Annotated in this window: 17 protein-coding genes and 1 tRNA gene; 13 read left to right on the top strand and 5 right to left on the bottom strand. The window is 72.5% G+C overall.

Features of this window, described 5'->3' with window-relative positions; translation table 11 throughout:
• Positions 1-727: 727 nt before the first annotated feature.
• A tRNA-Ser gene (locus tag BS75_RS21880) sits at positions 728-816 on the bottom strand.
• Between the two features lie 143 nt (positions 817-959).
• Complete coding sequence (locus BS75_RS21875) at positions 960-2,549, bottom strand: S1C family serine protease (protein WP_231607856.1); 1,590 nt, start codon at positions 2,547-2,549, stop codon at positions 960-962.
• Positions 2,550-3,106: 557 nt separating this feature from the next.
• Here BS75_RS21875 and BS75_RS21870 point away from each other — a divergent pair.
• From BS75_RS21870 to BS75_RS21855, 4 genes are all read left to right on the top strand, one after another.
• On the top strand, positions 3,107-4,498 hold the full coding sequence (locus BS75_RS21870) for a purine-cytosine permease family protein (RefSeq protein WP_034089468.1): 1,392 nt from the start codon (positions 3,107-3,109) through the stop codon (positions 4,496-4,498).
• A 208-nt stretch (positions 4,499-4,706) separates the two neighbouring features.
• Entirely contained in the window at positions 4,707-5,561 is an 855-nt protein-coding gene (locus tag BS75_RS21865; protein ID WP_081983338.1) for a glycerophosphodiester phosphodiesterase, read from the top strand.
• A 407-nt stretch (positions 5,562-5,968) separates the two neighbouring features.
• Complete coding sequence (locus BS75_RS21860; protein ID WP_231607855.1) at positions 5,969-6,538, top strand: ATP-binding protein; 570 nt, start codon at positions 5,969-5,971, stop codon at positions 6,536-6,538.
• Positions 6,539-6,730: 192 nt separating this feature from the next.
• Positions 6,731-7,717 (top strand): DUF5926 family protein, encoded by a 987-nt coding sequence (locus BS75_RS21855; protein WP_034089467.1) that lies wholly within the window; start codon positions 6,731-6,733, stop codon positions 7,715-7,717.
• A gap of 322 nt (positions 7,718-8,039) precedes the next feature.
• Here BS75_RS21855 and BS75_RS21850 read toward each other — a convergent pair whose 3' ends face one another.
• A complete protein-coding gene (locus BS75_RS21850) occupies positions 8,040-8,759 on the bottom strand; it encodes a bifunctional DNA primase/polymerase (protein WP_034093517.1) in 720 nt (239 codons plus the stop codon).
• Between the two features lie 373 nt (positions 8,760-9,132).
• Here BS75_RS21850 and BS75_RS21845 point away from each other — a divergent pair, with 373 nt between their 5' ends.
• The 5 genes from BS75_RS21845 to BS75_RS21825 all read left to right on the top strand — a co-directional run bounded on the left by BS75_RS21845 (position 9,133) and on the right by BS75_RS21825 (position 14,628).
• On the top strand, positions 9,133-9,948 hold the full coding sequence (locus BS75_RS21845) for a glycosyltransferase (protein WP_081982503.1): 816 nt from the start codon (positions 9,133-9,135) through the stop codon (positions 9,946-9,948).
• A 269-nt stretch (positions 9,949-10,217) separates the two neighbouring features.
• On the top strand, positions 10,218-11,093 hold the full coding sequence (locus BS75_RS50475) for a hypothetical protein (RefSeq protein WP_231607854.1): 876 nt from the start codon (positions 10,218-10,220) through the stop codon (positions 11,091-11,093).
• Positions 11,003-11,893 (top strand): PP2C family protein-serine/threonine phosphatase, encoded by an 891-nt coding sequence (locus BS75_RS50470; RefSeq protein ID WP_331281474.1) that lies wholly within the window; start codon positions 11,003-11,005, stop codon positions 11,891-11,893. Before BS75_RS50475 ends, BS75_RS50470 begins: the two co-directional genes overlap by 91 nt.
• A 130-nt stretch (positions 11,894-12,023) precedes the next feature.
• The gene (locus BS75_RS21830) at positions 12,024-13,520 is read left to right on the top strand and encodes an aminopeptidase P family protein (protein ID WP_034093514.1); all 1,497 of its coding nucleotides are present in this window, start codon (positions 12,024-12,026) and stop codon (positions 13,518-13,520) included.
• 7 nt (positions 13,521-13,527) lie between these two features.
• Positions 13,528-14,628: a DJ-1/PfpI family protein gene (locus BS75_RS21825; protein WP_081982501.1), complete on the top strand. Its 1,101-nt coding sequence runs from the start codon at positions 13,528-13,530 to the stop codon at positions 14,626-14,628.
• On the opposite strand, the gene BS75_RS21820 is transcribed toward BS75_RS21825, so the two are convergent.
• Positions 14,532-15,341: a MerR family transcriptional regulator gene (locus BS75_RS21820; RefSeq protein ID WP_052069599.1), complete on the bottom strand. Its 810-nt coding sequence runs from the start codon at positions 15,339-15,341 to the stop codon at positions 14,532-14,534. The genes BS75_RS21825 and BS75_RS21820 overlap by 97 nt on opposite strands.
• A gap of 68 nt (positions 15,342-15,409) precedes the next feature.
• On the bottom strand, positions 15,410-15,943 hold the full coding sequence (locus tag BS75_RS21815) for an ATP-binding protein (protein ID WP_034093511.1): 534 nt from the start codon (positions 15,941-15,943) through the stop codon (positions 15,410-15,412).
• Positions 15,944-16,219: 276 nt separating this feature from the next.
• On the opposite strand from BS75_RS21815, the gene BS75_RS21810 reads away from it, so the two are divergent.
• From BS75_RS21810 to BS75_RS21795, 4 genes are all read left to right on the top strand, one after another.
• On the top strand, positions 16,220-17,068 hold the full coding sequence (locus BS75_RS21810; RefSeq protein ID WP_042437739.1) for a hypothetical protein: 849 nt from the start codon (positions 16,220-16,222) through the stop codon (positions 17,066-17,068).
• Between the two features lie 115 nt (positions 17,069-17,183).
• Positions 17,184-17,936 (top strand): YcnI family copper-binding membrane protein, encoded by a 753-nt coding sequence (locus tag BS75_RS21805; RefSeq protein ID WP_063771477.1) that lies wholly within the window; start codon positions 17,184-17,186, stop codon positions 17,934-17,936.
• A 115-nt stretch (positions 17,937-18,051) separates the two neighbouring features.
• Positions 18,052-18,729 carry an SCO family protein gene (locus BS75_RS21800; RefSeq protein WP_042437742.1) on the top strand — a complete coding sequence of 226 codons (678 nt, stop codon included), beginning with the start codon at positions 18,052-18,054 and terminating at the stop codon, positions 18,727-18,729.
• Entirely contained in the window at positions 18,726-19,208 is a 483-nt protein-coding gene (locus tag BS75_RS21795; RefSeq protein ID WP_052069598.1) for a copper chaperone PCu(A)C, read from the top strand. Before BS75_RS21800 ends, BS75_RS21795 begins: the two co-directional genes overlap by 4 nt.

Here is a 19,208-nt window from a genome sequence, read left to right as displayed (position 1 = left end):
TCTGGAGCCACCAGACGGCACAGGTCACAGCGGCAGTGCCAGCAGCCGCTGACGCCCCCTTCACGGCGTTCAGCCACGCCACGCGGGCGTACCTCTTCAGCGCGCGACGGCGCTGAACTGCGCTCTTTTGCCTGTCCTTGGGCTCTGGGACCTCGGTAGACTCCACAGGAGTCCCCCTTCTACTGGAAGTGGACGTGCGGGACCAGCGAAGGGAAGGTCCGCCTCGGCCTCAGGCGCCAACCAAACGGACCAGGGCGGCCTTCCCTCTCGCTCTCAAAAAGCCTAGTCGTCAGCCTGACAACCATGGACCGTTGGGCCCTCAGGGCCATCTCCGAAACCGGGCAAAGCGGATGATTGCCTGTCAGGCCACCACAAGAGCCTCCAGCCCACCCAGTTGGCGCGAGCCATGAAGACGGGCCAGAGCTAACAGCTCGGTCCGCGTTCGGCGACGGGTGGGCTCCTACTCGAGAACGCTCGCAGCGCCCACCGCTGCTCCGCCTACCTTGGGGGAGTGGGGGAGATCATCGTCACTGTGCGGCGATAAACGAGGGCGATCGACTGAAGCCGGGTCGCAGTTCGATCGCGTCCCGTGTGGAACCGTTCCACGGATGTTCCACACGGGCTGGTCAGCCCCGGTACGCGGGTGGGACAGCGTGGGACGGGAATCGAAAAGGGCGGGTATCGGTATTCAGCCGGTACCCGCCCTGACCTGCGTGTTCCCTACCTGCGGAGAGCGAGGGATTCGAACCCTCGGGCGAAGTCTCCCCCGCCGACAGTTTTCAAGACTGTTCCCTTAGGCCGCTCGGGCAGCTCTCCTTCGCACAGGTCGCCGCGGGGCAGGCCCCGGGAGACCGCGCCCAGGGATCTTCTCACGAGTCGGCCCGTGCATGGGAAGCGAATAGCCCCGTACGGTCCCGGCGCGGGGCGCCGGGGGTACGGGGCTGTCGGCCGGGCGGGTGCTACTGGGAGTCGTCGCCGACGCGCTGGCCGAGGGTGAGCTCGGTGGTGTGGGTGACGCCGTTGCGGGTGTAGACGACCGGGACCTTGGCGCCCGGGTGGAGCGACCAGATCTCACTCACCAGGGTGGGGCCGCTGTCGATCAGCACGCCGTCGAACTCGGTGATCACGTCGCCGGGCTGGAGGCCGGCCTGGGCGGCCGGGCCGCCGGCGGTGACCGGCGCCGTGCCCGAGATGGCGGAGGAGGCGATCTTCGCGCCGTTGCCCGTGTAGCTGTTGTCACGCAGGATGCCGATGATCGGGTATATCGGCTGACCGGTCTTGATCAGCTGCGCGGCGACGTACTCGGCCTGGTTGATCGGGATCGCGAAGCCGAGGCCCACGCTGCCCGACTGGCCCTCGGCGTCGGTGGCGCCGGCGGACTGGATCGCCGAGTCGATGCCGATCACCTGGCCGACCGAGTTCATCAGCGGACCGCCGGAGTTCCCGGGGTTGATCGAGGCGTCGGTCTGCAGGGCATTCATGTACGAGGTGTCGACGCCGGACTCGCCGGAGGCCACCGGACGGTTCTTGGCGCTGATGATGCCCGAGGTGACGGTGCCGGAGAGGCCGAAGGGCGCGCCGATGGCGATGGTGGTGTCACCGACCGCGACCGCGTCCGAGTTGCCCAGGGGCAGCGGGACCAGCTTCTCCTTGGGAGTGCCGTTGATCTTTATCACCGCGACGTCGTAGCCCTCGGCACGGCCCACGATCGTGGCCGGGTAGCTGTTGCCGTCCGAGAACTTGACGCTCAGCTTGCCGCCGCTGGTCGACGGGGCGACCACGTGATTGTTGGTCAGGATGTAGCCCTGACTGTTGAAGATGAAGCCCGTGCCGGTGCCCGACTCCTGCGAGTTGGAGGCCGAGATGGTCACCACGCTGGGCAGCGACTTCGCAGCTATCCCGGCGATGCTCTCGGGGGACCGGCTGAGCGCCTTCGGGTTCACCGAGGCGGAGTCGCCGGAGTTGTTGCTGTTGTTGCCGAGCCAGGAACCGATGCCGCCGCCGATGCCGCCGGCCAGCACCGCCGTCGCCACCAGCACGGCCGCGAGGCCGACCCGGCGGCGCTTCTTGCGCGGCGGCGGCCAGGCGCTGCCGGCCGGGAACGGTGCACCGTAGGGCAGCGGCTGCTGACCCTGCGGGTAGCCGTAGGGCGGCTGTCCGGGCTGCGGGTACTGAGCCGGGTACTGGCCCTGCTGCGGGTAGCCGCCCTGCTGGAGGTACTGACCGCCCTGCTGGGGGTACTGCCCGGGCTGCTGGGGGGCGGGGTACGGCGGTGCGGGCGGCGCGGGGACCGCGAACGCGTCGGTGGGCGCGACGGGTGCGACCGGAGCAGCGGGCGCGACCGGGGCCGGCGGCACCGGCGGCAGCTGCGGCTGGGCAGCCGACGGCGGCGGGAAGTCGGAGAGGCCCGGGTCGACCGGCGGCGCGACCGCCGGGCCGTCGGCCACCGCAGCATCACGCACGTCGGGAGCGGGCGCCACCGAATCCCCGGCGGTGGGCTCGGGCCGGTCGTCCGACCCGGCGAACCCGCCCTCGTGCTCGGTGCTCACGAATGACCTCCTCATAGTGGGACCGGAGCCCCAAAGCATTGCCCACGCGGTGTCGGGGCGTCATAAGCGCCAGCCGTGCGCACGCCGACGATCTGCGATGCGCGTGTATCCAGCAGTGATGAAGGTACCTCCTGATACCGCAGGTCGAGCCGGTGCGCCAGCAGTTCTCATCAACCTTTGAGGCGGGCGGCGGCAGGCCCGGCCGCCCCGCGTCGACCGAACAGCCGACCGAACAGCCGACCGACAGCCGATCTACAGCCTGGGCGACATCGGATCGAAGGCCCGACCGGCCGTTCGACCGCCCCTCCCGCCGACCGGTTCGACGTCGGCCGTACACCCCGCGCCGCCGGGCCACCCTCATCCAAACCTCATCCGGGCGGACCCGTCCGGCCGATCCGGATCTGGACACGCCTTGGGCGGACGGGGCAGGTGGTCCTAACATGAACGTCGCACGCATATGCGGGAGCTTGGACCTGTCCAGGCTGAGAGGGCGCCGAAACGGGGTGCCGACCGCCTGAACCTGACCGGGTAATGCCGGCGTAGGGAGCTGAAGCACCGTGACGTCCACGTCCGCGTCCACACCCGCGTCCGATTCCGCCGTTCTCGAACCACCCTCCGGCGGCGGCGAACGCCCCGAGGCTCCGCTGGTCCTGGACACCCGACCGCCCCGCACCCTGGGCTTCCGGGACCAGGCGGCCTTCTGGACCAACCTCGGCATCAGCCTCATCGGCTTCCAGAGCGCCGCGACCGTGCTGGTCTTCAACAACAAGGACCTCTCGCTCGCGGCCTCGATCACCGCCATCGTCATCGGCACCGTCATCGGCGCGCTGATGCTCGCCGTCGCGGCCGTCATCGGCACCCGGGCCGGCGCGCCCGCGATGGCGATCCTGCGCGGCCTCTTCGGCACCCGGCTGTCGTACCTGCCGACGATCCTCAACATCGTCCAGTGCGTCGGCTGGGGCGTCTTCGAGCTCACCGTCATCGCCATGGGCGCGGACGCGCTCTACGGGGGGATCCCGCACTGGGTCTACGTGGTCGCCGCCGGGGTGCTCACCACCGCGATGACGATCCGCCCGCTCGGCTCGATCGCCGTGCTGCGCCGCTACGTCGCCATCGCGGTCGGTGTCGCCATGCTGTTCTTCACCGTCGAGCTGCTGCGCCGGGGCGTCCCCGACCCCGGGCACGGCAACTGGACCGGCTTCCTGCCGGCCGTCGACTCGGTGATCGCGGTCTCCATCTCCTTCGTCCCGCTCGCCGCCGACTACACCCGGCACGCGAAGAGCAGCGCCGGCTCGTTCTGGGGCGCGTTCAGCGGCTACACCGTCTCCCAGGTGTGGTGCTACATCGTCGGGCTGCTGGCGCTGGTGCAGGTGGGCGGCGACCCGAACAAGATCTTCACGACCTTCATGGGCATCACCGCCGGCTGGGTGTTCTTCTCGATCCTGGTGCTGCGCGAGGCCGACCAGTCCTTCGCCAACGTCTACTCGACCGCGATGTCCATCCACAACCTCTTCCCGAGGGCCGACCGCCGCTACCTCACCGTCGGCATCGGCGCGCTGGTCACCGTGCTCGGCCTGGGCGTGACCGACTTCAGCGGCTACGAGAACTTCCTCGGGCTGATCGGCGCGGTCTTCGTGCCGCTGTCGGCGGTCCTCGCGGTGGACTTCTTCTTCGGCGCCGGCCGGCGCGAGGGCGGCTGGGACATGTCGCAGGAGGCGCCGACGCGATGGCTGACGCTGCTGCCCTGGGCGATCGGCTTCGCCGTCTACGAGCTGATCTCCCCCGCCGCGCTCACCGGCTGGCTGCAGTGGTGGCCGGACTTCTGGGCCGACGCCCAGAACGCCACCCACATCCACCCCCAGGTGTGGACCTCGGCCTCGCTCTTCTCCTTCCTCGTCCCGGCGCTGCTCACCTGGGCGCTCACCCCGCTGTTGCGCAAGGGTCGCTGAGAATTCATCCGAGCGGACCGGGGCGGGAGCCGGGCGTTCGAGCGCCCCCACCTATGGTGGAGGCGTGTCGAACGCCCCACTCGCCGCCCACCGCCCCTCCGGCGACCGTCCTCCGGCCCACCGGACGGCCGCCTCGGCCACCACCCCGGACCCGGCTCCGAATCCGAACCCGGCCGCGACCTCGAACGCGGCTCGGGCGGGTGCGCGGCTGGTACTGCCCAACCGCGCCGACGTCCGGGTGGTCGCGCACCGGGGCGCCTCCGGCACCCTCGCCGAGCACACCCTCGCCGCCTACCGGCTGGCGATCGAGCAGGGCGCGGACGCGCTGGAGTGCGATGTCCGGCTCACCGCCGACGACCAACTGGTCTGCGTCCACGACCGGACGGTCAACCGGACCTCCGACGGCAGCGGCGTGGTGTCGGAACTGACGCTGGCCCAGCTCTCGGCCTTCGACTTCGGCTCCTGGAAGGCCCGGGGCACGGGCGAGGACCACTGCTCGGTGCTCCCGCTGGAGCGGCTGCTCCGGTTGGCCGCCGACAGCGGCCGACGGGTCGAACTGGCCATCGAGACCAAGCACCCGATCCGCCAGGGCGGACGGCTGGAACTCCGCCTGCTCGAACTGCTGAACCGCTTCGACCTGGTGACCCCCTCGTCCGGGGAGCCGTCGCCGGTCCGGATCATGAGTTTCTCGGCGCTCTCGCTGCGCCGGGTCCGCGAGCTGGCCCCGCAGCTCCCCACGGTCTTCCTGACGGAGCGGGTCCTGCCCTGGTACCGGGACGGCCGGCTGCCGTACGGGGCGCGGATCGCCGGGCCCGGGATCGACCTGATCCGGCGGAATCCCGGCTACGTGGCGGCGCTGCACCGGGCCGGGCAGCGGGTGCACGTCTGGACCGTGGACGAACCCGGGGACGTGGAGCTGTGCCTCCGGCTCGGCGTGGACACCATCATCAGCAACTACCCGCTGCGGGTCCTGGAGCAGCTGGGGCGCGCCCCGGCACGCGCCGTCGCGCCGCCCGAGCCCTCCGTCCCGGGGTCGAAACTCCCGACGGAGAACGGCAATTGAATGGATGTACCACGGAACTCGGGACCGATTCCGGTACCGAATGCCCGGCCGATTCCCGGGCCGGGCGTGGCCGAATGGACGCTGCGGGCAATGTGGGAATGACGGGGAGCACGGGCTGCAGGTGACCCGGCGCCACCGGCCGGGCAGGTCGTCCGGGGTGGTCCGGCCGGGGGCTCAGGGGTGTCCGCGACGGGCGTGCGCCGGAATGGCCTGAATTTCCCCTTGTACGCCGTCGTACGCCGCCCCCGACAAGCAGAAAGTAACCATTCGACTACGCGGAGTAAAAGGCGTCGGAGCGCCGTGTTTTTACATCCGTAAGGAAGTCCAACGATGCCGTTATTCCCGTTTCCGGCTCGTCCGCACCGGGCATTCACACCCTGTCGTAAGGCAGAGGAGGAGGTTCGGGGGTGTCGCTGGTGATGGCGCATGATGTGCCGACTTCTTCGGCGACCATGGCAGTTCCCCATGGTCCTGCCAGTGTGAGCACGGCGCGCAGACGGCTGCGCAAAGACCTTGCGGAGCATCAGGTACCGGATGTCGTCATAGACGACGCCGTCCTCATACTCTCCGAACTGCTGAGCAATGCCTGCCGTCACGCCCGGCCGCTGGAGTCGGTCATGGACGAGTTCGAGGCGGCCCAGGCCCACGCCTCCAGCCGTCGGACCGGTGTCGAATCGTACGGAACGGGCAGCACGGGCGGCGGGAATCTGGACGAGGACGAGGGGCAGGTGCTCTTCGGCTGGGAACTGCACAGCGACGGCCTGCTCACCGTCGAGGTGACCGACGGCGGCGGGCCGACCCGGCCCCGGCGCGGGAGCCCTTCGCTGACCGCACGGGGTGGACGCGGACTGGGCATCGTCGGCCAGTTGGCGAGCGACTGGGGCGTACGCGACGCCCCCGGCGAGGTGACGGTGTGGGCGGTACTGCCGGCCCGCGCCCGGCACGCCCGGCGCGGCGGGTCGATCCTCGGACAGTAGGTCCGGCGTCACCAGCTCCGACGTCACCAGGTCCGACGACAGCAGGTCCGGCCGCAGCAGGACGGAAGGCAGTAGGTCCGGCGCGGTTGACCGGTTCCGGCGCAGTGGGCGACACGCCGCGCGCAGAGAGCACGCCGCCGGACGGCTACGCTCGGGGCGGCAGACCACACGCCCCGTCTGGAGATCCGCACCATGGCTAAGAAGGCCCCGAAGAAGGCGCCCGCGCGCGCGCAGCAGACCGTCGCAGCGAACGGGGAGATCCCGGTCGTCGGCGCCCGCGAGGACTGCCCGTGCGGTTCGGGTCGCCGCTACAAGGCGTGCCACGGGCGCGAGGCCGCGCACGCGGTGCAGGAGCTGGTGCAGCGTCCGTTCGAGGGACTGCCCGGCGAGGGCGACTGGGTGGCGCTGCGCGAGCTCGTCCCGGCGGCGACGGTCCGGCTGATCCTGACCCCCGAGGCCCTGTCGGCCGCCGAGGGCGAGGTGCCCTCGGTGACCCTGGCCACGGTGCTGCCGATGGCCTGGCCGGCGATGCGCCGTCAGGACGGCAGCGTGCTGCTGGGCCTGCAGACCCAGACCGGCTCCGGCGACGCCAGCCGCGACCTGGGCGACGCCCTGGTCCAGGCCCTGGCCTCGGCGCCGGGCACGCCGGTGCCGCCGCGCCGCCCGGCGACGGACGCCCCGAGGCTCCAGGACCTGCTGGATCCGGCCGCGCCGTTCGAGCCGGTGGTGCACGACGGCTTCGAGTACTGGCTGGAGGACGCCGAGTCGGCCACCGGCGAGGTCGCGGCCTCGCTGGAGCAGGCCAACGCGGAGATCATCCCGACCGTGAAGCTGGCCTCGGCGGACAGCGCCTACTGGTGCTCGGTGCCGGACAAGAACCACCTGCGCTGGGTCATGCCGCAGACCGAGGACGTCCTGCTGGACGCCCTGGCCCGACTGGTGGCCGCGGGCGAGTCGGGCCTGGGCGAGGGGACCCGCCTGGTCGGCTCGTTCCGGGCGCACGGACTGACCGTGCCGGTGTGGGACCTGCCCTCTTCGATGACCGCCGCGGACTGCGAGAAGCCCGCCGCCGCGTTCCTGGAGCGGCTGACCGGGGCGCTGGCGCAGACCGCCCCGCTGACCGCGCAGGAGCGGAAGAGCCGGGCGGACCTGGTGAACCGTCAGGTCACCATCGGCTGACGCGTTTCCACGGCCCCCACCGCCCCGGCCGCCGAGCGGCCGGGGCGGTGGGGGCGGCCGGACAACCGCTCACTCCCCGCAGTTGCCCGATCGCCCACTGCGGTCACAAATCGACAGGAAACTCACAGATCCTGCCTTAATTGAGTGACGTGCATCACATATAGGCACCGGATCGGAAATTCCGGGCTTCCCAGGACGTCCAAGGAATTTGCTTGCGGCGCGATTCTTGTTACGGTTTAAACAGCTCGGTCGCTGGTGCATCCCCCGTCGCCAGCGGCCGAGCATTTACTTGTCCGGCCCGGTGCCGGTCGACCGTAGGCGTTCAGTAGGCCAACCGTGCCCCGTCCGGAGCCGCCGCACTCGCCGCGACCAGAGCCTCCAGCAACGTGCCCACCTTCGGCAGCCAGGGCGCGCCGCCGTGGTCGGCAGGGGCAACTCCGGTGCCAGGAAACGCTGTTGACATGACCCCGGCCACCGGCTCGGGCTCCGGGGAGTCCGGCCCGCGCAGCCACTGCAGTGCCCCGGCTCCGGTCCGGGACGGCGGCAGCAGCACGAAGCCCCCGGTGCCGTGGAAGCGGAGACTGGTGGGCACCCACTCCTGGGCGACCAGCAGCTCGGCCAACTCCTGCATCGTGTACGGGGCGACGAGCAGCACGCAGCGGGTCGGCGTCGCGATCACCGGCCCGACCCGTACCCGCAGCGCGTCGAAGTACCCCAGCGCCAGCCGCCCCGCGCCGATCGGCAGGCTCACCGCCGACACCGGGCCCCCGGTCGCCACCACCACCGGCGCGTCCGGGCGCTGCTGCCACCACCAGCGCACCATCCGGGCGTCGGTCGTGGCCGCCAGCAGCGGCGGGTCGAACGGGTGCGCTCCCGGCGTCGGACAGTCCGGGCGCGGGCATCCGCAACCGGAGTCGGCACCGCGCGCACCCGCGGCCGGGACCACCGGCCAGCGCCATTCCTCCACGCAGGTCGTCGCTGCCGACAGCAGCTGCGCCCTGCCTCTCCTCCGTGCACCCCGCTCGTGGACCGAGCTGAGCACCGCGCTGAAAGCCGATGTGAGGGCTGTACTGCCGCCGACCGTGCCGACGGCCGTCTTTCGAACCGACCTGCGGACCCCGCGCATGAGCACTCGTTCCTTTCCGTGACCAGTCAAGGATCGGTACGTGACCTCGCGCTACGAGAAGCGCACCACGCCCAACACCAGATGCGACAGCTGGCGGGAGGTGGCGCGGGGTGGCGATTGCGACTGCCGTCTCGTACCAGGTTTGTACCCCAGAACTGCACGTTCACCGACGAGATTGACGCATCGTCGGGTTTGACGCACGGCAAGGTCCCGACGGTTCCTCCGTTCGGGGGAGTGTCGGGGGCTCGGAGGGGCAGCGCCGGGCGCTCGACAATCGTACGATCCGGGGATGGATACGCACTGGGAGCTGAGCGACGACGACGATTCCGTTCCATCCACGGTTTCTGACCCGGCGTCGGATTCTCCCGGAACCGTCGTGGTGGTGATTCCGGCGCGCAACGAGGCGTCCCGGATCGCCCTGACCGTGCTGGCCGCGCGAAAGCTGCCGCGGGTGGGACCGATCGTCGTGGTCGACGACGGCTCCACCGACTCGACCTGGCGGGTGGCCGAGGAGTCCGGGGCCCGGGTGCTGCGGCTGCCGCACCCGGTCGGACGGGCCGAGGCGCAGCGGCGCGGGGTGGTGGCCGCCCGGGAGACGGCCGGCTCCGGTCGGCTGTGCCTGCTCTTCCTGGACGCCGATCTGGGCGCGAGCGCCGCCGAGGCTGCGGCACTGCTGGCGCCGGTGCTCGCCGGGACGGCGGACGTCGCCCTGGGCGTGCCGACCGGCGGGTCGACCGGCGGGTCGGGCGTCGGCCCGGGTGGCGGGTCGGCAACGGTGGCCGCCGGTGCGGCCTCGCGGCGGGCGCGGCTCGGCATCCGCCGGGCCACCGGCTTCGACGCGTCCTACCCGTTGGCGGGCGAACTGTGCTTGGGCGCCGCCGCGTTCGGCGCGATCGCGCCGCAGTTGTCGAGCCCGGTCGCCACCGGCCCCGGTCTGATCATCGACCTGCTCCGACAGGACTTCCGGGTGGTGGAGGTGCCGCTGGCGCTGGCCCACCGACCGAGCCGGCACGGCCTACAGGCCGGGCTGCGGGCGGGACTTCGCGAACTGCGGCGCTACCGCGAGGTCGGCCGGGAACTCTCCGCTCGACAGAACTCACGCTGAGTATCCGGCTGTTCGGCCATATTTTCGACTGTCGTCGACCCATCAGACACCAATCGACCAACACGTCACAGTTCTGGACATCACCCAATCGGTATGTGTAGAAGTGAACCATTAATTGCCACATGGCATGACATGGGGGCGCAAGGTGCATAAATACGGGCAAAATGGGCGCACACCTCTGACGGCAGGCCATGAGATCCGCTCACGCCGCGTTACCACACTCGTCGGCTTCCCCTTCCCGCTCGCACCCATCGTGAAGGGCACCCACCATGGTTGATTCGCCGTCACCCCGCTCCGGTCAGATGCTCGACCCGGACCAGGCCCCCGGCAAGGAGCAGCCGGTCGGCACCCGCGCTCCCGTCCTGGGCACCGCACTGCCCCTGGCTGCGACTCCCGGCCAGGCGCCGTCGCCCAGTGTCCCGGCCAACCCGCCGCGGACCCCCGAACAGCCCAAGGACCAGCCCAGGGACCCGCTCAAGGAGCCGCAGCCCGACCCGTTCTCCGAGCTCAGCGCCCTCTACGGCCTCACCGAGCGGCTGACCGCCTCCTCCACCCTGGAGGACACCCTGCGCGACGTACTCGAGGCCGGGGCGACCCTGGTCGGCGCGCAGCGCGGGATGGTGCTGCTCACCGAGAGCTCCGACGGCCGCCCGCCGGCCTTCGGCACCGTCCGCGCCCCCGGCACCATCGTCGGCCTCGGCTTCGACCACTCCGCGCTCGGCGCCCTGGAGACCGTGCCGCGTGACAGCGCGATGTACGCGGGGCTGCTGAACGGCTGCAGCCAGGTGCTCAACCCCGGTCCGCTGAACGCCGATCCATTGAACGCCGGACCGCCGAGCGCCGGACCGCCGAGCGACGGTCCGTCGAACGCCGCCCCCTCGAACGCCGCCCCTCGAACGTCGGGGACGGTGGCACCGCCGTGCCCGGACCCGGTCGGCCGCTGGACGCCGTGGACCCGGACGCCCGCTTCCACGAGGTCGCCCGCTGCCTGGGCTTCGGCGCCTCCTTCGCGCTGCCGCTCACCGTTCCCGGCGAGGGCACCGCCCCCTTCGGCGTGGCCGTCTGGTTCTACGACCGGCCGACCGCTCCGGCCGAGCGGCAGCAGCGGCTGGCCGGCCTCTACTGCGCCGCCGCCTCCCGGCTGATCGCGCTGGAGGTCAAGCGCGAGCGGCTGCGCCGCACCGCCGACACGCTCCGCCGGGGGCTGCTGCCGGACCGGCTGCCCCGGCTCCCCCGGGTGCAGCTGGCCGCCCGCTGCCTGCCCGCCGGACTCGACGGGTCGCACGGCAGCGACTGGTACGACGCACTCCAACTCCCGGACGGCTGCCTGGCCCTGAGCGTCGGCAGCGTCACCGGCGGCGGGGCCGACTGCGCCGCCGCGATGGGCCGGCTGCGGGCGGCGCTGCGGGCCTACGCGGTGCTGGAGGGCGAGGACCCGGTCGCCGTGCTCGGCGATCTGGAGCTGCTGCTCAAGGCCACCGAACCGGCGCGCACCGCCACCGCCCTCTACGCCTACCTCGACCCGGCGACCCGGCGGCTCTCGCTGGCCGGCGCCGGGCACTGCCCGCCGCTGCTGGTCAGCTCCTTCGGCGCGAGCTTCGTCGAGACCTCGCTCTCCGCGCCGCTGGGGATGCTGAGCTGCTGGGAGGCGCCCAGTGTGGAGCTCCGCGCCGACCGGGGCGATCTGCTGCTGCTCTACACCGAGGGCCTGGCCCGCCGCTGCGGTCCCTCGCTGCACGCCGGTCAGCTGCGGCTGCGCTCCGCCGCCGCGTCCGCCCCCCGCGACGTCCGCCACGACCTGGAGCACTTCTGCAGCTACCTCCTCGACGCCTGCGAGAGCGAGCGGGACAGCGACCGGGTCGGCGACCGCGACGGCAGCCGTCCGGCGCCGGAGGCGGACACCCGTGAGGACGACATCGTGCTGCTCGCGGCCCGGTTCGTCTGACCCCGCCCGCTCCGGGCGGCCGCCGGGCGACCTCCGGGACGGTCATAGGATTGTCGGGACCGCCCACCCGTCGGAGCCTCGACGTGCCGGGGCAGTCCCGCACGACGAGGAGGACCCGCAGGTGACGCAGGTGACAGCAGCGACGGACGACCGGACCGAGGACGCCGGCGGGACCGCCGGGGACGAGGCCGAGGAGGCCCCGGTGAGGAGCCGGAAGAACGGCCTCTACCCGGCCCTCTCGGACGAGCTGGCCGAGGTCATGAAGTCCGGCTGGGACGACACCGAGCTGCACGACCTCCTCCCCGCCGAGCAGTCCGCCTACGCCGCCAAGCGCCGCGCCGCCCTCTCCGAGCGCTTCCCCGGGGAGCGGCTGGTGGTCCCGGCCGGTCGGCTGAAGACCCGCGCCAACGACTGCGACTACCCGTTCCGTCCCTCCAGCGAGTACGTCCACCTCACCGGCGACCAGAGCGAGAACGCGGTGCTGGTGCTCGAACCCCGCGCCGGGGGCGGCCACGAGGCCGCCGTCTACCTGCTGCCGCGCTCCGACCGCGAGAACGGCGAGTTCTGGCTCGACGGCCAGGGGGAGCTCTGGGTCGGCCGCCGGCACAGCCTGACCGAGGCCGAGGCGCTGCTGGGGCTGCCGACCAGGGACGTCCGCAAGGTCGTCGCCGAGCTCGCCGCGACCGCCGACGAGCAGCCCGCCCCGACCCGGGTGCTGCGCTCCCACGACGCGGAGCTGGAGGCGGCGCTCGCCGAGCACACCACCAAGCACGGCGACGAGGAGCTGCGGGTCTTCCTCAGCGAGCTGCGGCTGGTCAAGGACGAGTGGGAGATCGGGCAGCTGCAGGCCGCCTGCGACGCCACCGCCAACGGCTTCACCGATGTCGTCCGCGAACTGGCGCAGGCCGTGGCCACCTCCGAGCGCTGGATCGAGGGCACCTTCTTCCGCCGCGCCCGGGTCGAGGGCAACGACGTCGGCTACGGCACGATCTGCGCGGCCGGAGCGCACGCCACCACCCTGCACTGGGTCCGCAACGACGGCCCGGTCCGCCCCGGCGAGCTGCTGCTGCTGGACGCCGGCGTGGAGACCCACACCCTCTACACCGCCGACGTCACCCGCACCCTGCCCATCGACGGCGCCTTCAACGCGCTGCAGCGCCGGATCTACGACGCCGTCTACGACGCCCAGGAGGCGGGCATCGCGGCGGTCCGTCCCGGTGCCCGCTACCGCGACTTCCACGAGGCCGCCCAGCGCGTGCTCACCGAGCGGCTGATCGAGTGGGGCCTGCTCGAAGGCCCGCTGGAGCGCGCCCTGGAGCTGGCGCTGCAGCGCCGGTGGACCCTCCACGGCACCGGCCACATGCTCGGCCTGGAGGTCCACGACTGCGCCCACGCCCGCACCGAGGAGTACGTCGACTGCGTGCTGGAACCCGGCATGGTGCTGACCGTCGAGCCCGGCCTGTACTTCCAGGCCGACGACCTGACCGTGCCCGAGGAGTACCGCGGCATCGGCGTCCGGATCGAGGACGACATCCTGGTCACCGCCGACGGCAACCGCAACCTCTCGGCCGGCCTGCCACGCACGGCCGACGGAATCGAGTCCTGGATGTCCGGCCTCCGCGGCTGACGCGCCGATGACCGACCTCCCGCTCGGGCCGCCGCGGGCGGCGCCGCACCAGGTGGCCGTGCTGGCCTTCGACGGCATGGCGCCGTTCGAACTCGGGGTCGTGGTCGAGGTGTTCGGCCTGCACCGGCCCGAGGTCGGCGAGCTGCCCTGGTACCGGCTGCGGGTCTGCGCCGAGCAGGCCGGGCGGGAGCTGCGGGCCGTCGGCGGCTTCGGCATCCGGGCCGAGCACGGGCTCGACGTGCTCGCCGCCGCCGACACGGTGATCGTCCCGGGGGTGTCGGACGTCTCCGGCGCGGTCCCGCCGGCGCTGGTCGAGGCGCTGCGCACGGCCCACCGGCGGGGCGCCCGGCTGGTGTCGATCTGCTCCGGCGCGTTCGCGCTGGCCGCGACCGGGCTGCTGGACGGGCAGCGGGCCACCACCCACTGGCAATACACCCGGCTGCTGCAGGAGCGGCACCCGGCGGTCGAGGTCGACCCCGGGGTGCTCTACGTCGACAACGGGCGGCTGCTGACCAGCGCCGGCAGCGCGGCCGGCATCGACCTCTGCCTCCACCTGGTGCGCGCCGACCACGGGGCGACCGTCGCCAACACCGTCGCCCGGCGCTTCGTGGTGCCGCCGCACCGGGAGGGCGGCCAGGCGCAGTTCATCGAGGCGGCGGTCCGGCCGGTCGCGGAGGAGGCGGACGGCGTGGCCCGGAGCATGGCCTGGGCGCTGGAGCACCTGGCCGAGCCGCTGACCGTGCCGGTCCTGGCCCGTGCGGCGACCATGTCCGAGCGCTCCTACCTGCGGCACTTCGCCGGCCGCACCGGGACCAGCCCGATCCGCTGGGTCATCGCCCAGCGGATCGCGGCCAGCCTGCCGCTGCTGGAGGCCGGCGAGGGCACGGTGGCGGAGGTCGCCGCCGCCGTCGGCTTCGACAGCGCCGCCACCTACCGCCACCACTTCACCCGCGCCATGCGGACCACGCCCACCGGCTACCGGCGGGCCTTCGGCCGCAGCGGCTCCGGTGGTCAGCCCGCGGATCCGCCCCGGGACTCGGCGCGGTCGGCATTGGCGAGGACCGCGTCGTGGAACCAGACGGCCGCGCCGGGCGCCACCTCCTCGTAGGTCGCGGTGAAGCGGTCGTCGCCGATGTACATCTCGGCGAGCCCGCGCTGCATCGCATGGGAGCAGTCGTAGAAGTTGCGGCAGACATGCTGCCGGTGGTCCTCGGCGATGGCCATGGCCTGCTCGCTGTCGGCGGCGACGCCCGCACCCACCGCCTCGGCGATCCGGCGCATGATCGCGTCGCCCTCGGCCTTGATCCGGACCCAGTCCTCCTTGCTGAGCTCCGCCGCGCGGCGCTGCGACTGCCTCCAGGCGTCGGACTCGCCCCAGCGCTGCTCGGCCTCCGCCTCGTACTCCTGGTAGCCCTCGCCGAAGAGCTCGAACTTCTCCTCGGGGGTGAGCCGGATTCCCATCGTCCTTGCCTCCAGTGCCTCGTTCACGGCCGCGGCCATCCGCTGGAGCCGGGTGATCCGCTCGCCGAGCAGCCGCTGCTGGCGGCGCAGGTGCTCGGTCGGGCCGACGCCCCGGTCGTCCAGGACGGACGCGATGTCGTCGAGGGAGAAGCCGAGTTCCCGGTAGAAGAGGATCTGCTGCAGCCGGTCCAGGTCGGCGTCGTCGTACCGGCGGTAGCCGGACGGCGTCCGGCCGCTGGGTGACAGCAGCTTGATCTCGTCGTAGTGGTGCAGGGTGCGGACGGTGGTCCGGGCGAAGCCGGCCACCTGCCCGACCGAGTAGCCGCCGGCGCCGTCGTCGCGCGGACGCGGGTGCTCCATCGCGGTCTCCTCCTCAGCTCTCCCCCGACACGGTCAGCCTGGATCCTGACGTCGCGTGAGGGTCAAGCTCAGGAGGCGTGCAGCAGCGGCCGGTCGCAGTACTTCAGCGTCTTGTCGAAGGAGACGACCGCCCCGCTGCGCGGATGGTTGCGGAACTGGACGTGGTCGACCAGGGCGCGGATCAGGAACAGGCCGCGCCCGTGCTCGGCGCCCGGATCGGGCAGCTGCAGCCCGGCGTCGGCCGGAATCGCGCCGAGGTGGGCTCGGCGCCCGGCCCTTCCGCCGCGCGCCCCGGCGCGACCGGAGCGCACCGGCACCGGGCCGGGCGCCGCCGAGTAGCCGGGCCCGGTATCGGTGACCTCGACCCGCAGCCTGCCGTCCTCGATGGTCGCGGTGACCTGGAAACCGCTGTCCTCGCCGGTCCCGGAGACATGGGTGGCGTGCTCGACCGCGTTGGCACAGGCCTCGGTCAGCGCGACGCCGACCTCGTGCGAGATGTCCGGGTCGACGCCGGCCGAGGCCATCGTCCCCAGCAGGATGCGCCGCGCCAGCGGCACGCTCGCCGGTTCGCGTCGGAGATGCAGAGACCACCAGATGTCCACGACCGGCTCCTCCTGGCTGGGGCTCCACATACCAGTACGTATTGCCGAGGGTGCGGGGAATCAACCGTTCCCCGGCGGACTTGTCACCCCGGCGGCGGATGTACAGGGGGCAGGAACACCCGTACGGCGCGCATCGGGGCGTACGCCCACAGTCGGTGCGCCGGGGCACGAGGCCGGGCCGCTGCGCCGTCGACGGCCGCCTCGATCAGCGGAATGTCCTGATTCCGTGCCCCGCCCGGGGAGCGGCGGGGACGCGGTGAGAGACTGGCCGACGTCATGTTCACGAGCCTGGTGGGACGTCCACGCCTGCGACGTCCGATGCGCGCCCTCGCGCTCGACCTTCGCGCCCTGCGGGCCCTGCCCTTCGCGATGGTCTGCGTCGTCGTGTCCGGGCTCGGCCACAGCCTCGGCGGTGGCGGCACCGTGACCCTGCCCGCGCTGCTGGTCGGCGGCCTGGTGGTGTGGGCCGTGGCGACCGCGCTGGCCGGACGGGAACGCTCGCTGGGCTCGATCGCGGCCGGACTGGCGGTGGGCCAGCTCGGCCTGCACCTCTTCTTCCACGAGACCTCCGGCGCCATGGCCGGCATGCCGGGGATGGACATGACGGCCGGCGCCGCGAGCAGTGGTGGCAATGCCCTCACCGAGCTGGCGATGCGGCTGATATGCGGCCCGGACGCCTCCGGCTCGGCCGCCGGCGCCCTCCCGCCCGGTACCACGGCCGGCCAGATCGTCAGCCGGGCCGGCCTCGACCCGCACCTGGTCGTCACCGCCCTGCCGCACCTCGACTTCTGGACCCACTCGGCCGTCCTCGGACTCACCCCGCTGATGCTGCTGGGCCACCTCGGCGCGGCCCTGGCCATCGGCTGGTGGCTGCGCTGCGGCGAGGCGGCGCTCTGGCGGGCGGCCCGCGCGGTCGGGTCGCACGCCGAGACGACGGCCCGCACCTGGGCCGCCCCGCTGCGCACCGTGCTGGCGCTGGCCGCCGCGCTGCTGCACGGGCTGGTCGGCCTGGAGCCGGCCCGCGCCGGGACCGCCGCCGACCGCGCCCCCTGGCGGCTGCCGCGTCGCACGCTGCTGCGGCACCAGGTCGTGCGGCGCGGACCACCCGTGGCGCCGGCGGCCTGACCACCTGCACCCACGCCTTCCCCCGTCGTCGACAGGGCCGCGGAGGGGCGGGTCGGGCCGCATGCCCCCACCTGCCCGCAGTACTTCGCACTCCTCACTCCTGGAGCCCTGAACCATGCGTACGACCACAGCCGTCAAGCGCCGTACCGGCACCGTCGCCGCGCTCGCGGCGGCCGGTGTCCTGCTGATCGCCGGACCCGCCTCGGCCCACGTGACCGTCCAGCCCTCGACCGCCGCCAAGGGCGCGTCCGACCAGACCTTCTCCTTCCGGGTGCCGAACGAGAAGGACAACGCCTCGACCACCGAGGTCCAGGTCTACTTCCCGACCGCGACCCCGATCGCCTCGGTGCTGGTCGCGCCCACGCCCGGCTGGAAGGCCACCATCACCAACGTCAAGCTGGCCACCCCGATCGTCACCGACGACGGTTCGATCACCGATGCGGTCTCGTCCATCACCTGGACCGGCGGGGCCATCGAGCCCGGCTACTACCAGGACTTCACCGTGGACATGGGGCAGCTGCCGAGCAACACCGACGCCCTGACCTTCAAGGCGCTGCAGACCTACAGCGACGGCTCGGTGGTCCGCTGGATCCAGAACGAGGAGCCCGGGCAGCCCGAGCCGGCCAACCCGGCGCCGGTGCTCACCCTCACCGACGCCGCCGCGAGCAGCAGCAGCGCGCCCGCCGCGCCCAAGGCCACCACCACTGCCTCGGCCGCCACCGGTTCCGACTCGGACACCCTGGCCCGGGTCCTCGGCGGGGTCGGCGTGGTCGTCGGTCTGCTCGGCATCGCCTTCGGCTTCCTCGGCTGGCGGCGCGGCGGCAGCGCGGCCGCCGGGACGCCGGGACGCAGCCGTACCGACGTGTGACCGCGCGCGGGGCGGGCTGCCCGGCGCAACCGCGTCCGGCAGCCCGCCCCGCGCCCCCCTCATCGGCCCTCCCGGCCCCGGCACCCGCATTCGTCCGAAAGAACGGACCCACGACATGTCCGACCGCACCTCCCACCCGCTCTCCCGGCGCACCCTGTTCGGCGGCGCCCTCGCCGTCGGCGCCGGCCTGCTGCTCACCGCCTGCGGCAGCTCCGGTTCCGGCTCCGGCAGCAACGCCCAGTCCGCCGTCAGCGACAACGGCGGCGCCGCCTCGCCGTACCAGGGCGTGCTGCTGCCCCGGACCTTCGACAAGCCCGACGTCACGCTCACCGACACCAGCGGCAAGCCCTACGACCTGGTGCAGCGCACGGCCGGCCGGGCGATGCTGCTGTACTTCGGCTACACCCACTGCCCCGACGTCTGCCCGACCACCATGGGCGACATCGCCGTCGCCCTGTCCAAGCTGCCCGCGGCCCAGCAGCAGCAGATCGACGTGGTCTTCATCAGCACCGACCCGACCGTGGACACCCCGAGCACCATCCAGACCTGGCTCAACTCCTTCAACCCGAAGTTCATCGGGCTGACCGGCGACATCAACACGATCATCAAGGCCGCGCAGTCGGTCGGCGTCTACGTGGCCGCGCCCAAGGCCGGCCAGGAGCCGGTGCACGGGGCCGAGGTGCTGGGCTTCTTCCCCTCCGACAACAAGGCCCATGTGCTGTACACCAGCGGCGTGCCGTGGCAGGACTTCGCCCACGACCTGCCGCTGATGATCCGGAGCGTGTCCTCGTGAGGCGGACCGCGGTGGCCTGCGCAGCCGTCGCGGCGGCGCTCGGGCTCGGGCTGGCCGCCTGCGCCGGGACCGACCACCAGGGCGCGGCCGGGGCGGGGCCCGCCTCGCCCGCGAAGATCGCGGTGACCGGCGCCTACGTGCCGATGCCCGCCTCGCCCGACATGGCCGTGGCCTACTTCGACATCAACAACAGCGGCGGCACCGCCGACCAGCTGCTGAGCGTCAGCGCCCCGACCGCGCAGAGCGCCGAGATGGACCAGTCCACGGCCACCTCGATGAGCGCGATCACCGGCGGCGTCACCGTCCCGGCGCACGGCTCGGCGCTGTTCGCCCGCGACGGCAAGCACGTCATGCTCATGGGCCTGTCCCCGGCGCCGGTGCTCGGGCACCGGATCGAGCTGCTGCTGACCTTCCGGCAGGCCGGCACGATCACCGTCCAGGCCACCGTCCAGCCGCTGACCTACCAGCCCGCGAGTTGA

The sequence above is a fragment of the Streptacidiphilus albus JL83 genome (genome assembly GCF_000744705.1).
GTDB lineage: Bacteria > Actinomycetota > Actinomycetes > Streptomycetales > Streptomycetaceae > Streptacidiphilus > Streptacidiphilus albus.
The sequence above is the reverse complement of the archived record's forward strand: the minus strand, read 5'-3'. Positions and strand labels throughout refer to the sequence as shown.

Excerpts from the sequence above, each read along its gene's own strand:
- BS75_RS21855 (WP_034089467.1), top strand. The coding sequence starts at position 6,731 with ATGGCTAAGAAGGCCCCGAAGAAGGCGCCCGCGCGCGCGCAGCAGACC.
- BS75_RS21845 (WP_081982503.1), top strand. The coding sequence starts at position 9,133 with ATGGATACGCACTGGGAGCTGAGCGACGACGACGATTCCGTTCCATCC.
- BS75_RS50475 (WP_231607854.1), top strand. The coding sequence starts at position 10,218 with ATGGTTGATTCGCCGTCACCCCGCTCCGGTCAGATGCTCGACCCGGAC.
- BS75_RS21825 (WP_081982501.1), top strand. The coding sequence starts at position 13,528 with ATGACCGACCTCCCGCTCGGGCCGCCGCGGGCGGCGCCGCACCAGGTG.
- BS75_RS21820 (WP_052069599.1), bottom strand. The coding sequence starts at position 15,341 with ATGGAGCACCCGCGTCCGCGCGACGACGGCGCCGGCGGCTACTCGGTC.
- BS75_RS21810 (WP_042437739.1), top strand. The coding sequence starts at position 16,220 with ATGTTCACGAGCCTGGTGGGACGTCCACGCCTGCGACGTCCGATGCGC.
- BS75_RS21805 (WP_063771477.1), top strand. The coding sequence starts at position 17,184 with ATGCGTACGACCACAGCCGTCAAGCGCCGTACCGGCACCGTCGCCGCG.
- BS75_RS21800 (WP_042437742.1), top strand. The coding sequence starts at position 18,052 with ATGTCCGACCGCACCTCCCACCCGCTCTCCCGGCGCACCCTGTTCGGC.